Source organism: Variovorax sp. YR566 (assembly GCF_051992195.1).
In the GTDB taxonomy this organism is placed as follows: Bacteria; Pseudomonadota; Gammaproteobacteria; order Burkholderiales; family Burkholderiaceae_C; genus Variovorax.
The window spans coordinates 4440133-4454253 of the sequence record NZ_CP197092.1 but is presented as its reverse complement, the minus strand read 5'-3'; the positions used below and the strand labels follow the sequence as shown (position 1 = coordinate 4454253).

Here is a 14121-nt window from a genome sequence, read left to right as displayed (position 1 = left end):
TACGTCATGAGGCTGCGTTGCCCACGGTGTAGGCCGCCGCAATGGATGCTTCAATCTTGCGCAGACCCTCTCGGGTCTCATCTACGGCGGTGAAGTATTCGCGTGACGCGACGTCATACGCGTCTACCGCGCGTGGGCAGAGCGGCTCGCGCCGCGCATGTCGTTCGGGTAGCGCGAGGGCCGTTCTTGCGCAGTCCAGCCTCTTTCTCAACGCAACGATGTGAGGCAGGTCAGTGATGTCGAAAAAGTTCATGTCAGGAATTTCAATAGAGTTGATGGGCACGAAATTACGCGCTGCTTTCATTTCTTCTCCAGTGCCTTCCAGCGCTCACGGCGGATAGGGGCGGGCTCAAACTGCACGGGGCGCGTTGGGCTCTCGATGTTTGCCTTGGCGTCTGCTCGGGCGTTGCTCAGGTCTTGCAAGATGGATTCCTCGGTGTTGCGCAGGCGGTAGCCGTACTGCACACGGAAGTAACCTCCAGCACCTTCGAGTGGGAAGAAGCCCTTGGGCAGACGTTGCGCCAGGAAGACCGAAGCCTCCTTGCGATCTGTGGGGATCGTCAGGGTCTCGGCCTTCCCATCGGCGTTGCGGAACGTCGCCTGCTGGCCGAGCTGGAACATCAGAGGTTCGCCCCCCGGCTTCATGACGGGGTGCAGGCCGCTCTTGGCATCCGGGGGGAGCAGGTAGATGGACTCAGCGGACCCGGGGTCCGTGTCGGGGCCGAGAGTACCAAGGAGCGTGAATCGCTCCCAGTTCTGAGGTGCGTGTTTACCCCCAAGGAACGTGGGTAGCGCCTCGTGAAGCGCCTTGCGGTCGATCTTCATGAAGGTCTCCAGCGGGTCCTCCTCCTTGCCCCCGACGTTCATGCGGGCACCGGAGTACACCTTGACGCCGTTGTAGCTTGCGATCTCTTGATCCGGGGAGCGACCACGGCCACCGTACGGGTCCTTGACCAGCGACATCGTGTTGCCCTGGACGGGCAGGGGCACGAAGGACTGAAAGGTCTTCTTGGTGGCCCAGTCGATGGCGGCGTTCAGGTCAGGCTTCGATCCGCCCTTCAGGGTTCGGGCCTGTTCACGTAGGTGATCCGCAATGCTCATGTTCAGCGACTTCAAGGCCGCGCCCGAGATGTTCACGTTCAGCTCGCCGAACCAGTCGTCGCGGCCAATGCGTTCCTTCAGGCGTTCACCGGCACGCAACTGGATGTCGTTGTCGATGTCGGTCTCCTTGCGCTCAGGGTCTCGCAGGAGCTTGGAGAACTTGATGACCCCCGACTCCTGCTCGCTCGCCATCTCTTTCTCCACGTCCTTGTCGGACACAGTGGCCCGGACGGCGGTCTCAATGTCCCGAGTCCCGCCAGCGGTCATGCGGCGGATCACGTCGAACCGGGCCTGTTCCTTGTCGCCGATCAAGCCTTTGAGCATCAGGTCTGCGTTGGGGCCGTTGGCGACCTCGTTGAGCAGCGTCACGGCCTTGATGGTCTCGTTCACGTCGGAGCCCATGAGGCCCGACGAGATGATGCCCTTGGTCGTGTCGTCTACGCTGTACGCGAACGCGCTCTGCTCCTTAGGGGACGAAAGCATCCGGCCGTATTCCCGAGCGGACTCCACGTCAGCCAGGGGCTGAGGGAGGCCACGAGAGGTCATGGTCCGGTTGAGGTTGGGAAAGCGGTTGGGGTTCTGAGAGATCCATTGGGCCGATGCGGGCACATAGTTCTTCTTGATCTCCGTGCCGATCTCGGCACCGGTTTCGTTCACAGACTGACGCAGGTCTCCGGTGGACTGAAGACCGTTCAGGGTGTTCAGAATCGTGTTGACCTCGGCCTGCTTCTTGATGTTCTCGCGGAAGGCCCCAGAGGTCATCCATGGGAATGCGCCTTGGCCGACGCCATGGTTGCTGTCGATGATCTTGGCGCGGTTCACGAACTCCAGGAACGTCTGGGTCGGCATGATGAGGCCGGCGTTGTGGTACTCCGCAGCGGTGGCGGTGTACTGGCCGTTCAGGGACTGGACTTCTTCGCCTGCCTTGAACGACTTGATCTTGTTGGTCTGATGGAACGCCTTCTCGCTCAGGCGCAGGTAGCTGTCCGGGTTTCGCTGGGCGTAGCCCGACTCCCGCAGGGCCGCCAGGGCCGACATTGCGTGTCCGTCGTTCTGGATGGCGCTACCCAGGGCGTTCTCGAACTTCTTGTCGGCGGCCTGGATGTTGCCTTTGGTGAGCGCCAGGAACTGGCCGTGCCAAGCATCGGTCTGCCCAGTGGTCACACCCTTCTGCAAAAGCATCTTGCCGGTCACGTCGTTCGTGATCGTCTGCGCGATGTTGGACTCGACCGTCTGGGCGATCTGCTCGGCCTTCTGCGCCACCATGACGTCGGCCTTCTGCTTCGCAGCCCAGACCATGCGCCCGTCGATGGCGGGGTCACCCGTGCCAGGACCGATCTCGGACTTCAGGAACTCCGTCGCGGCTGCGCGAGGGTCCACGCTCCCGTCATTCGGCAGGTCCCGCAGCTTCACCGCGAGGTCCTGGGTCAGCTTGTTGGCCGTGGAGTCGGCCACAGCCGTGTCGTACGCACCCTTGTAGGCTTGGAACTTGTTCAGTTCTGGGTCGCGCTCACGCTCCATGGCCTTGTCAGCGAGGGCCTGGTCCGCGCGGGCCTTGTTCTGGCGGTCGATCTCCACAAGCTGCTCACGATGCTCGATCTCGCCGATCTCCCGCGCGGTTTTCGCGGCGGTTCCGAAGAACCCCGAGAGGGCCGAGCCCATGGCACCGAGGGCTGAGCCTTGTCCTTGGACCTGTGCTGCGATTGCGTCGGTCTGGTTGGTCCGTACGGTGGCAGCGGCGCTCACTTCGGGCTGACCGAATCTTTGGGTGTTGGTGAACTGGCGTGCTTGTTGTCCGCTCATGGGTTCTTTCGGGGTTAGCGGGTCCGCGAGGAGGCCGCGACTGGTGGGGGCGTGAAAAAGCCCGCGCCGAATTCCGGGCGGGCCAACAGTAATGAACGAGAAAAAGCGCCCGGAGGCGCAGGGGTCACGCGGGGCGCGTGGAGGCCTTCGAGAGGCTTGGCAGGGCCTTGCGGCGCTGGCGCTGCTCTTGGCGACGCATGTGGGCCGCAGCATTCAGCAGCTTCCAGCAGGCTTTGCAGATGGGCCGATAGGTAGGCTCTGCTGCGCCACGACGGTAGAACGATGAGGCGGGAAGGACCCCACCGCATGAGCCCCTGCATTGCTTGGCAGCGGGGGACTGGTCAATGTGTTGGGACATGAGATGTGCCAGCCGGGGGCCAGCTTTGTAATGAACAAAAAGGGAAGCACACAATGGGCCGTTGCTTCGCACGCGCGGGGCTCAGCCCTCGGTGATGTCTGCTTGCTTGACCAATGGTCCTGAGGACCAGCCACGCAGCCGCCAAGGAACTCCGGAGACTCCAAGGTGAGCGCCCTTGTCGGCTTCGGGCGCAGAAATTCAACAGCTTGCTAGGGTCTCACTCTCAGTCGATTTACTCGCGAGAGGGTCAAGGGCCTATCCGTCGTTGAGTTCATGGTGGCCGTCTGCAAACTAGCCAAGTGGCGTCGCGGTCGTCACCTTGTGTCGGTTTATTCGGGCACCCAAACCCGCTACCATTTCGCCCATGGACACTCAGACCGCTCGCCGCGTTGACGCGGAAATTGCCAAGCTGATGATGGAAGCCGAGAAGTACGGCGATGAACGTCGCAAGCTCCAAGCCGAGGCAGACAAGCTGAATGCTGAGGGCAACAAGCTGCGAGCGGAAGCTGTAAAGGTGACACGGGAGATTCTGTATCCCCTGTTTATTGGCACCGGCCTCATGGGTGCCGGGGCCGCCTTGTTCAGCGCACTAGGCAAGCTGTTCCCATGAGCGAAACGGTCCCACCTGTTTCTGACGCGACAGAGCAGGCGCGGGCCGTCTGGGTCACGGTCTGGATGGAAGCTCGCCGGCTTGGGGTCAAAGGCGAGGACTGCTGGCAACTTGCGAATGTGGCGATGGCGGAAGCCGTCAAGAGCTACGAGACTGCGCCTGCCGATCCTGAGGTTAGCAATCGGGTCGCAGCAGGTCAGAACACCTGATGCCTCTCACAGCATCTCTAAGCCTCCTAGGCGACGTTAGATACCTGAAGAGAACCCCGTACCCCTTCCTCCACAGACCCAGCCATCTCTCTGTGCACGTTTGTTCGACTGCGCAGCGTGACCGGATGCCAAACCCCTGGCGAGAGGTGCTCAGTCGTGTCCCAGTTCTGTGCAAGCCACATGGCGGCCTCGCGCGTTCGTTTGTCCAGATCAAAGCCCGCCACTCGGCACCACTCATTGAAGGCTCGATCAGTCGGCCGTGGAGCACGGCCTTGAAGAAGTGCAACGCCAACGTCCCGCCATAGCTCGCGGCGTTCCGCAGGAGTTCGCCTGCTACCACGTGGCCTTGCAAGCTCCGCCAGTTTCTTCAGTGAACGGCGCCCCTTGATGACCAATTCCAGCGATGACAGCGGGACGCTCTCGACGGGCTTGGGGAGTAGCAGAGGCGCGTGGGCCACCAGTACCCTAACCAATGAGATTTCGCGCTCTATAGTGCCCTTGCTCGCGCCTTCGCCGTTCCGCGCTGCGGCAAGGTCGGCCATGAGGTTCGGGGTCACGTCGCGGACTTGTGTGTCGCGGCTCAGACCATAGCGCTGGCTATCCACTTCCGCCCAGGTCTCGCCGATCAAGTGCATCTCGCGCCCGAACAGTTTCCGCACACGGCCAAGGTTTCCCTTGTGATCTTGCAACCGCGATTCTGAATCCGTGAGCCAGTGCTGAGCTACGTCCCACAGACGCAGGGCCTGTACCGCGTCCTTCGCTTTTGCCGCTTCCTGTTTGGCATCCTGTGTGATTTTGTCCCGTTGCCCGGCTTCGTAGGCCTGCGCTACCGCCTTGTCAGTGGTCCGCGTGCTTCCACGGTAGCGCCGACCAGCAATGCGGAATTCGTAGTACCAGAGGCTTGACTCCGGGCGCATGTAAAGGGCCATGGATTTGGGGTTTCGTGACAAGGCAGCCAGTGTCTGGGCGCGCCGTTGAAAGGCCAAATCCGGAATCCGATGGTTGCTACGCCGCTTTCCCGAGCGCAGAGGGGCGTTTGACGCATCGGACCTGTGTCCCCACAGTGCAGTGCAAATACAACAAAGCCCCGGTGATCCATGGGACCTCCGAGGGCTCTGTGGTAACCGTGGCCGTCGCGGGCCGTACGTGGCTCAGTGCCTGCGCAAAGCGCCGCACGCCTTTTCGCGGTACGCGCGGACGCCCGCAAACGTGGCCGCCTTGGCAGCCTCTTGCATGCTCACGCCGTTGGCGATGGTGCTGAAGTCTGCTGCCACCACTGCGGCCTCGCCATCGATCCCCGCGCCTGCCAGGATGGAGACCAGCATTCCAGGCTGCCCCCAGCTTCCGTACGGTAGCGTTTCGACGCCTAGAGCGGCCCAGAGGCCGCCGTGGTCGTCTTCGCCGAAATCGAGGGTCACGGTGCGCTGGATGCGGCGAGCGATAGCGGCTCGAAGAGCTTCAATCTGGCTTTGCTGGTCGGGGGTGAAGGCGTTCAGCATCGACTAGTCCAATCATTCAATGAGGGTTTCTGGAGTTGATAGTGTATGTGCGAAATCAACCCGTTTGCAAGTGTTTTTGCAGATGCAAAATCAACATTTATTCCTCTGTATTCTTTAGAATGATGCGATGAACTCAAGACCTCCTAATGACCGTGGACAGGGCCGCAAGCCCATTGATGCAGCCGGTGAACTGATGAAGTCGCGTCCCATTCGGATGACCGATGCGGAGTGGGAGAAGTGCAAGCGGCTTGGGGGAGCCGCATGGGTCCGCGAGAGGATTAAGCGGGCTGCGGAGCCGCAAGAGTAGGCCCGGTAATCCTCCTGAGCGCCAGAGTGCGGCGGATGGGTCTCGGGGGACTTGTGAGGAGGCAGTGCTGCTTTGTTGATCAATGTGGCCGCGCTTACCAAGTTCGGTACGGTATGTCGGCGCTCCATACTTCTCTCGTGTCTTCAACCTGCGAACTTAGAAAGTTCGTCATGGAATTGATTGCGAGATTGGGGTGCGGCGTTGGCCCAACGAACACCTGTGGAAGCTGTAGCTTTCCATTCGTCGCCGTGGGAAGCCGAAATTCCACGTAGGGGATCAGCATCGACGCGCCGGGTCTATAGCCGATTTCAGGGAGGTCTGTACGCGTCACTACGTTAGACACGACCCTCCATTCCTGTTCCTCGAAAAACGCACCGTGCTTTAGTGCTGCAGCCACCTTCAGCAGATCGAATTCCAGCGCCTCGAAGGCTGGATAGAAGCGATTATCTGGGTGGCGCTCTGACGCCCCGGCCTCCCCAAAAGCCCGTGTGTATGCAACTACCGCTATGACAACTTCCCTGAGGAGCTTCACCTGCTCATCACGGTCATAGATACATTTCACGAGCGAAAAGCCCTGATACTCAGCGGCCTCAGCCAGTGCCTTCGGCTCGAATCCGAGGCTATACCCGTTGCCTGTTGGGCAGTAGCCTCTCCATTGGCTCAGTAGATTGCCCCGTTCGCTGAAGCACGCGGCAAATAGTGCGTGGCCGTTCGTGAGTCGGTCGCCGACCCACACTGCAAACTGATGCAGCACCTCCGTATCATGAACAAGACCAGCGTGTACGAGGTTTGCAGACACGCCCTGAATGAGTTTGGCCGTACTTCCAAGTTCGGATGCGTCGGACATGTAGCGGATGTCGCTGGCCCACAGTGCTTTTCCCGTGATGATGTTCTTGACATTGGCAAGGGTCGCATAGTGAAAAAGCCGCGTAGTCGGCTGCGTTCCATAAATGCGATCTACGATTGGCGCCAGTGGGGTACTTGCTTGTGAAGCGCTCATGTGATGGGTCCCATACTGACCGGTGGTGGATGCGTGCTTTTACCATTGCAAACGAGTAGTTGCCGATGTTCAGCAACGTGTAGAGCGCCCTACGGCGACGCTGGATAGACGCGCGGCAGCGAAAGGACGGAAGGGAAGTCGAGATGGGCGATAACGCGCCTCAGAGTCTTGGGGGCTGGCCGGTGATAGTTCGCTGCCCCGACGTTGCCCGCTTCGTGTCCCATGGTGGCCGTTATCAGGGCCTCTCCGAGCGGCGGATCAACGGCCCGTAGCGCTGTCCCTACGGTCGTGCGGAGTGCGTGAAAGTCGCGGTATCGTTGATACAGGCCGAGCGCAGTGCATCGGGTGCGGAACCAATCAGACACGTAGACGGAGGCGGCGCGGCTTTCGGATGTCAGGATGCCTGGAAAAACAAGCGACTCGCCAGCTTGACGCATGCGGTCAACATGCTCAACGAAGCCGAGGTCAATAAGCTTTTGGTGCACGGCGACCCATCGTTCTCCCGCTGCGCTCTTGACGCTTTTTCCCTCGTCGTTCTCGTTGATGTCGAGTAGCCAAACACCGTCCCTCCGAATCACATCCGCGACGCGTAGTTGACAAAGTTCAGCCTGTCGGGCGCCGCTCATGAGCGCCAGCAGCGGGAGCCAGTATTGCGCTGCTACATCAACACGGCGGTCATGTGTAAGGGGGGCTGTGAGGAGGATCTCCAGTGCGTCGTTGTCCCAGGTCTCGCGCTTCTGGGCGCGGCCTTTGGGAATGGCAGTCCCAGCCCAAGGGTTGGCCTCAATCCAGCCCTTTTCCTTGACGGCATAGTTCAGCAGTGCCTGCACGCTCGCCAGCACATCCGAACGCGTCTTGCCGCTGGTGCCCGTCATGGCTGTGTTGATGTGGTCGCGGAAGGTAAGGCCATCTTGCCGCGTCAGGTCGCGGAGGTTCCCAGTAACGCCTGAAGCCTCCACCAGGGCCACGGCTCGCTTGGTCTTACCAACCGCATCCGGCTTCTTGCCTGTTTTCCAAGCATCGAACACTTCCTGAAGCGTCTTTCCTTTGGGGGCTTTCTGAAGTGAGGGAGCCTTCAGAGGCGATTCGGGCGCGGGGGGCGTCTCGGTCGGGTTGCCGTCATTGCGCCCAGCCACGCCAAGCCAAGAGGTCAGCATCTCCCGCAACACGGACACCAGGGTTGGCCGCGCCACTGGCGTATTCCAGTCCACGACTACGCCGAGGGACGCACACGCGTTCTCGGCGAACTTCTTGGCGGGGTCAAGCCGTCCGATGGAGACCGAGCGGCCAAGGTCCTCGATACTTAGCTGCGCGATGGTTCGGAGTCGTTGAACCTGAGCAGGTGTAAGGTAGCCGTCCTCGCTTGGCATCATGTATTCGGGCTCGGGCAGCGGTCCGTCCCCAGGGCTTGTCAGGAATCGGATCGGATGCGGCTCAACCGCCCGCAGCCATTCCGAAAGGACGCCCGGAGAGAAACGCAGAGCGTCATCAAATAAAGGAGCCTCACGCTTTGCTTCGGCAATGACATACGCCGAGATTGCGGGCGTCAACGGGACGACTTCGCGGGGCTTTAGGCGGGCCTCTGCGGTCGCAAAGGCGGCAGTCGCCTCTGCCCAGTGCCTGTGGGCAAGGGCGGCAGCGGTTGACTTGTCGCCGGTCCCAAGCGAGGTGCGGATCCAGAAGTCGCGTTTGATGACTGGCTTGAGCCGGGTCGGAACCTTGATCTGGAGGTGATAGTTCGAGCCGCGCTTGGCGACTCCGGTAGGTAGTGACACGTTTTTTTCCACGGTTCGAATCATGAACGTGGTACGCATCCGGTACACAGCAATAGTCCACAGCCTTGCTGGGAAATTGCGTTTTCACTCGACAGATGTTGGAGCGGGTGAAGGGAATCGAACCCTCGTATGAAGCTTGGGAAGCTGCCGTTCTACCATTGAACTACACCCGCATCTGGCAAGTCGCCGACTGCATGTCTGCGAGCGACGACAGGCGGGAGTATAGATGCATGTCCTTCGACCCAGGAGCCTCAACCGAGCATGAAACTCAAGCCCACTCACCTCGCCCTTCATTTGTTCTTCGCCGCGGCAGCAAGCTCGGCCGCAGCCGGAACGATCGCATGCGTGCCAGCTCACAACAGCGCAGGGCCGGCGCCCTGGATCCGCAGGATCTCGATCGACGAGCACTCTCGTACCGTCAACATGGACATCGTGCGCCAGAGGACCAAAGACGCGGACACCATGGGCAAGATGCGGGCCGAGTTGCTGAGCATGGACGAGACCCAGGGCGGCGAGCCGGTCTACGTCTTCAATGCCATTCCCGCGGCAGGCGATGAAGTCACGAACCTCTTCAAGCTGTTCAAGGCGGGGGAGTGGCGTCTGATAAGTGCCGGGGTGACGTTCGTGGGCAAGGTGCCGGTGCTGCGGGCGGTCGATCCGGGCACGGTCTTCAATTGCAAGCGGTCGGATATGGGGTAGTCCGGCAGCAGTCGGCGGCGCTCAGAAATTTTTTTCGGGCACTGCCTCTTTCGCAGGCATCGCGTTGCAGGCCACGCCAGGCAAGGCTTTCGAGCGATGCGCACACAGTTTCCACAACGTTGTCCCCGTCAAGAAGGAACAACGTGTCATGGCCGTGTGGTATGGGCAAGTCAAGGGAAAAATGGGTAGCCCGAGGGTAGGCGCGCGCCGACAGACTTGAAGGCGGGCGCGGAGGAACATGATTCCACCGCACCCTTGCGGAAAGGAGCGTGAAATGACGTTCGACTTCTTGTTTCGCCCGAATCACACCGCGTACCTCCGGCGCGCGGCGGCACTTCTTGAAGAGGCGCAAATGGCGCGCATCGAGCATCAGGCGGCGGCAGAGCATCACAGCGCCCTGGCCCGGATGTATGCCGAACGCGTCAGGCGCCTCGAGAACGAGCTCTATCGCCAGCCGCAGGCGGTGGCGCATGGGCTTGTGGCGGAAGGCACAGCGGAAGACCGGCCGCAGCTTGTATTCGCTGGACGGAACCCGCAAGCCGGGGCTGACCTCGGCGAACTGAAAGCAGCGGGGGGCCGGGCGTGGGTTCGGTCTGTGCGGCGTCGCGCCAAAAAAATACCCGCCGAAGCGGGTTCGAGTGACCCTGGTGGGCCGGCTCTAAGCACTGACAGAGAGCTCTTCTTTTATGCGGCCCTGTTGCGTGACAGCATCGGTATGGTCTGTGGTCGCCCCGGACGCCGGTGTCAGCCGGAAACAGGCAGTCGCCGTAGGACACTTATTAAAACGTGAACTATTTGGCAGTTTTGTGCGGTTGGCAGACCGCTGGCGCTCACCTGATCAGATCCATCGATCTGAAGTGTCGGTCCTGTCCGACAAGGCGCCGGGGCATGAGGCCCTAGATTTTGCGGACTCGCTTCGAAGTGCGAGTTCTCTGTGCGTGACAGCACTCAAGAGGTTCAACCCAGCCCTGTGCTGGGTTTTTTTTGTGCGGCGCCGGCAACCCGCACATCTATCTATCCAGCCTTCCCTCAGCGCAGGAACACGTGCTGCATGAACTGCCTGATCGGGTACTGGATCACCGCCTGCACCTTCGCCGGGAGCTCCAGCGGCCGCATCAGCATCTTGAGCGTGTTGCCGGGGCTCAGGTTCGTGCGGATGGTGCTGTTCATGTCCGCGCTCAGCCGCTCCACGTAGGCCGTGTCGCTGGCGCGGCCGGGCGAGCGCGCCTTCACCACATGTCGGATCGCGCAGTCGGCGTCCTCGCTCTTGAGTTCGAGCGTGCGGCGGCCGATGGTGCCCATCACGCGAAAGCGGCTCAGCTTTTCCTGCTCGCGATAGCGGCGGAAGAAGCGGTAGAAATGCTTGTAGTGGTTGACCTCGTCGGTCGCGATGCGGGTGGCCAGGTCTTGCAGCACGGGCTCGTTGGTGCTGCGGGCCATGGCGCGGTAGTAGGTGGCGGTGCCGGTCTCGACCACGCAGCGGGCGGTCATTTCGAGGGCGCGGGTCGGCGCCAGCAGCTCTACCTTGCAGTAGGTCGCGTATTCCTCAAGGAAGCCCTGGTAGGCGGTGTCCCATTCGAACTCGGGCCACACATGGCGAACGTAGGCGCGCAGGGCCTTGCCGTGCTGCAGTTCTTCCTGCTCCCAGTGGTTCGACAGCCAGTCGGTGACTTCGTCGTCGCCCCGGAAGAAGTCGACCAGGTTCTGCGTGTAGAGGTCGGAGCCGCTCTCTATGAAGGAGGCGGACGTCACCAGGTAGAAGAGGTTCTCGTCCGGGCGTACCTTGTCGAGCGCGATGCGCGAGAAATCCAGGTCTTCGATCTGCCAGTGTTGTTCCGCCTCTTGGCTTGCCATGCGAACTCCTTGATCTTTTGTCCGTACAAGTACGGATGGCGCAGACCGTATTTGGTTCTCGTTTTTTGCGCCAAGTCACATATTAGCCGCGGAGTCCGGATCGTGCAGTTTTCCCGGTGCGGCCCGATCCGGGCGCGGGCGCCATGGCCAAACCTATAATCGTTTGTTCAAGCAAATCAAGCAGTTAGGCCGGTTCGCCGCAGTGGGTTCGACAAGAGGGTCGCCATCGCCGCGCCGCCCTCGACAGAAGACGAATCCAAAGATGAGCCAGCCCACATTCACGGTCGCGGACATCCGCAAGACCTTTCTCGATTTCTTCGCCTCCAAGGGCCACACCGTCGTGGCCTCGAGTTCGCTGGTGCCGGGCAACGACCCGACGCTCATGTTCACCAACTCGGGCATGGTCCAGTTCAAGGACGTGTTCCTCGGCGAAGACAAGCGCAACTACGTGCGTGCAGCCTCGGTCCAGGCCTGCCTGCGCGCCGGCGGCAAGCACAACGACCTCGAGAACGTGGGCTACACCGCGCGCCACCACACCTTCTTCGAGATGCTGGGCAACTGGAGCTTCGGCGACTACTTCAAGCGCGAATCGCTCACCTGGGCCTTCGAGCTGCTGACCAAGGTCTACAAGCTGCCGGCTGAGAAGCTCTGGGCCACGGTCTACATCGAGGACGACGAGGCCTACGACATCTGGACCAAGGAAATCGGCCTGCCGCCCGAACGCGTCGTGCGCATCGGCGACAACAAGGGCGGACGCTACATGTCCGACAACTTCTGGATGATGGCCGACACGGGCCCCTGCGGCCCGTGCTCCGAAATCTTCTACGACCACGGCCCCGAGATTCCCGGCGGCCCGCCCGGCAGCCCCGACGAAGACGGCGACCGCTACATCGAGATCTGGAACAACGTGTTCATGCAGTTCGACATGCAGCCCGACGGCTCGGTCAAGAAACTGCCCGCACCCTGCGTCGACACCGGCATGGGCCTGGAGCGCCTGGCCGCGATCCTGCAGCACGTGCACAGCAACTACGAAATCGACATCTTCGACGCGCTCATCAAGGCCGCTGGCCGCGAAACCGGCACGCAAGACCTGGCCAACAACTCGCTCAAGGTGATCGCCGACCACATCCGCGCCACCTCGTTCCTGGTGGCCGATGGCGTGATCCCGTCGAACGAAGGCCGCGGCTATGTGCAGCGCCGCATCATCCGTCGCGCCATTCGCCACGGCTACAAGCTGGGCCAGAAGAAGCCCTTCTTCCATAAGCTCGTGCCCGACCTCGTGAAGCTCATGGGCGACGCCTATCCGAAGCTCGTGGCCGACGAAAAGCGCATCACCGACACGCTGAAGGCCGAGGAAGAACGCTTCTTCGAAACGCTGGCCAACGGCATGGAAATCCTCGATGCGGCACTGGCCGGCGACGCCAAGGTGCTGCCGGGCGAAGTGGCCTTCAAGCTGCACGACACCTACGGCTTTCCGCTCGACCTGTCGGCCGACGTATGCCGCGAGCGCGGCGTGAGCGTCGACGAGGCGGGCTTCAACGCCGCCATGGAAAAGCAGAAGGCCGCGGGCCGTGCTGCCGGCAAGTTCAAGATGGACCGCAATGTCGAATACGCCGGCGCGGGCAACACCTTCACCGGCTACGACCACCTGGAGGAAAGCGCCAAGGTCGTCGCGCTGTACTTCGAAGGCGCGGCTGTTCAAGAGCTGAAGGAGGGCCAGCCCGGCATCGTCGTGCTCGACACCACGCCTTTCTATTCGGAGAGCGGCGGCCAGGTCGGCGACCAGGGCGTGCTCGTTGCCGAAGGCGTGCAGTTCGGCGTGGAAGACACACAGAAGATCAAGGCCGACGTGTTCGGCCATCACGGCACGCAGACGCAGGGCACGCTCAAGGTCGGCGACACGGTCAAGGCCGCGGTCGACACCGTCCGCCGCGCCGCCACCATGCGCAACCACTCGGTCACCCACCTGATGCACAAGGCCCTGCGCGAAGTGCTGGGCGATCACGTGCAGCAGAAGGGCTCGCTGGTCGACGCCGACAAGACGCGCTTCGACTTCGCGCACAACGCACCCGTCACGCACGCGCAGATCCTCGAGATCGAGAAGCGCGTCAACGCCGAGATCCTCGCCAACTCCGAGACGCACGCCCGCGTGATGGACATGGAGTCGGCCCAGAAGACCGGCGCGATGATGCTGTTCGGCGAGAAGTACGGCGAGACTGTGCGCGTGCTCGACATCGGCACCAGCCGCGAACTGTGTGGCGGCACCCACGTGGGCCGCACGGGCGACATCGGCCTCTTCAAGATCGTCAGCGAAGGCGGCGTGGCCGCTGGTGTGCGCCGTATCGAAGCCGTCACGGGCGCCAATGCGCTGTCGTACCTGCAGGACCTCGAATCGACCGTGCACAGCGTGGCCGCCACGCTCAAGTCGCCGGCCGCCGAGCTGCAGGGCCGGCTCACGCAGGTGCTGGAACAGGTGAGGGCGCTCGAGCGCGAAGTGGGGGCGCTCAAGGGCAAGCTCGCATCGTCCAAGGGCGACGAACTCGTGTCGCAGGCCGTGGACGTCAAGGGCATCAAGGTGCTGGCCGCCAAGCTCGACGGCGCCGACGCCAAGACGCTGCGCGACACCATGGACAAACTGAAGGACAAGCTCAAGACCGCCGCCATCGTGCTGGCCGCAGTCGACGGCGACAAGGTGCAGATCGCAGCCGGCGTCACGGCCGACAGCGTGGGCAAGGTCAAGGCCGGCGAGCTGGTCAACTTCGTGGCCCAGCAGGTCGGCGGCAAGGGCGGCGGCAAGGCCGACATGGCCATGGCCGGCGGCACCAATGCGGCGGGCCTTCCGGCCGCGCTGCAATCGGTGCAGGCCTGGGTCGCGGAACGCGCCTGACAGACACGCATCAGGAACA

General features: G+C 61.9%; 12 protein-coding genes and 1 tRNA gene. 5 read left to right on the top strand and 8 right to left on the bottom strand.

Annotated features, from left to right (window positions below; translation table 11 throughout):
* Window positions 1–4: 4 nt before the first annotated feature.
* Window positions 5–304 carry a hypothetical protein gene (locus tag ACTG4X_RS20940; RefSeq protein ID WP_440531798.1) on the bottom strand — a complete coding sequence of 100 codons (300 nt, stop codon included), beginning with the start codon at window positions 302–304 and terminating at the stop codon, window positions 5–7.
* A complete protein-coding gene (locus ACTG4X_RS20935; RefSeq protein WP_440531797.1) occupies window positions 301–2904 on the bottom strand; it encodes a hypothetical protein in 2604 nt (867 codons plus the stop codon). Before ACTG4X_RS20935 ends, ACTG4X_RS20940 begins: the two co-directional genes overlap by 4 nt.
* A 722-nt stretch (window positions 2905–3626) precedes the next feature.
* Here ACTG4X_RS20935 and ACTG4X_RS20930 point away from each other — a divergent pair.
* A complete protein-coding gene (locus ACTG4X_RS20930; RefSeq protein WP_440531796.1) occupies window positions 3627–3872 on the top strand; it encodes a hypothetical protein in 246 nt (81 codons plus the stop codon).
* Window positions 3869–4081, top strand: coding sequence for a hypothetical protein (locus ACTG4X_RS20925; RefSeq protein WP_440531795.1), 213 nt, complete (start codon window positions 3869–3871; stop codon window positions 4079–4081). The genes ACTG4X_RS20930 and ACTG4X_RS20925 overlap by 4 nt, the downstream gene beginning before the upstream one ends.
* Window positions 4082–4107: 26 nt before the next feature.
* Here the strand turns inward: ACTG4X_RS20925 and ACTG4X_RS20920 are convergent, their stop codons facing one another.
* The 5 genes from ACTG4X_RS20920 to ACTG4X_RS20900 all read right to left on the bottom strand — a co-directional run bounded on the left by ACTG4X_RS20920 (window position 4108) and on the right by ACTG4X_RS20900 (window position 8835).
* A complete protein-coding gene (locus tag ACTG4X_RS20920; RefSeq protein WP_440531794.1) occupies window positions 4108–5010 on the bottom strand; it encodes a hypothetical protein in 903 nt (300 codons plus the stop codon).
* 222 nt (window positions 5011–5232) lie between these two features.
* Complete coding sequence (locus ACTG4X_RS20915) at window positions 5233–5580, bottom strand: hypothetical protein (protein ID WP_440531793.1); 348 nt, start codon at window positions 5578–5580, stop codon at window positions 5233–5235.
* 401 nt (window positions 5581–5981) lie between these two features.
* Entirely contained in the window at window positions 5982–6887 is a 906-nt protein-coding gene (locus ACTG4X_RS20910) for a DUF2971 domain-containing protein (RefSeq protein WP_440531792.1), read from the bottom strand.
* 89 nt (window positions 6888–6976) lie between these two features.
* Complete coding sequence (locus ACTG4X_RS20905; protein WP_440531791.1) at window positions 6977–8686, bottom strand: DUF6538 domain-containing protein; 1710 nt, start codon at window positions 8684–8686, stop codon at window positions 6977–6979.
* 75 nt (window positions 8687–8761) lie between these two features.
* Window positions 8762–8835: transfer RNA gene (locus ACTG4X_RS20900), tRNA-Gly, on the bottom strand.
* A gap of 88 nt (window positions 8836–8923) precedes the next feature.
* Here ACTG4X_RS20900 and ACTG4X_RS20895 point away from each other — a divergent pair.
* Together ACTG4X_RS20895 and ACTG4X_RS20890 are read left to right on the top strand one after the other, a co-directional pair.
* On the top strand, window positions 8924–9361 hold the full coding sequence (locus tag ACTG4X_RS20895) for a hypothetical protein (protein ID WP_440531790.1): 438 nt from the start codon (window positions 8924–8926) through the stop codon (window positions 9359–9361).
* A gap of 274 nt (window positions 9362–9635) precedes the next feature.
* Window positions 9636–10151, top strand: coding sequence for a hypothetical protein (locus ACTG4X_RS20890; RefSeq protein ID WP_440531789.1), 516 nt, complete (start codon window positions 9636–9638; stop codon window positions 10149–10151).
* Window positions 10152–10390: 239 nt separating this feature from the next.
* On the opposite strand, the gene ACTG4X_RS20885 is transcribed toward ACTG4X_RS20890, so the two are convergent.
* The gene (locus ACTG4X_RS20885; protein WP_093073549.1) at window positions 10391–11215 is read right to left on the bottom strand and encodes a ferritin-like domain-containing protein; all 825 of its coding nucleotides are present in this window, start codon (window positions 11213–11215) and stop codon (window positions 10391–10393) included.
* A gap of 262 nt (window positions 11216–11477) precedes the next feature.
* On the opposite strand from ACTG4X_RS20885, the gene alaS reads away from it, so the two are divergent.
* On the top strand, window positions 11478–14102 hold the full coding sequence (gene alaS / locus ACTG4X_RS20880) for an alanine--tRNA ligase (RefSeq protein WP_440531788.1): 2625 nt from the start codon (window positions 11478–11480) through the stop codon (window positions 14100–14102).
* Window positions 14103–14121 lie beyond the last annotated feature (19 nt).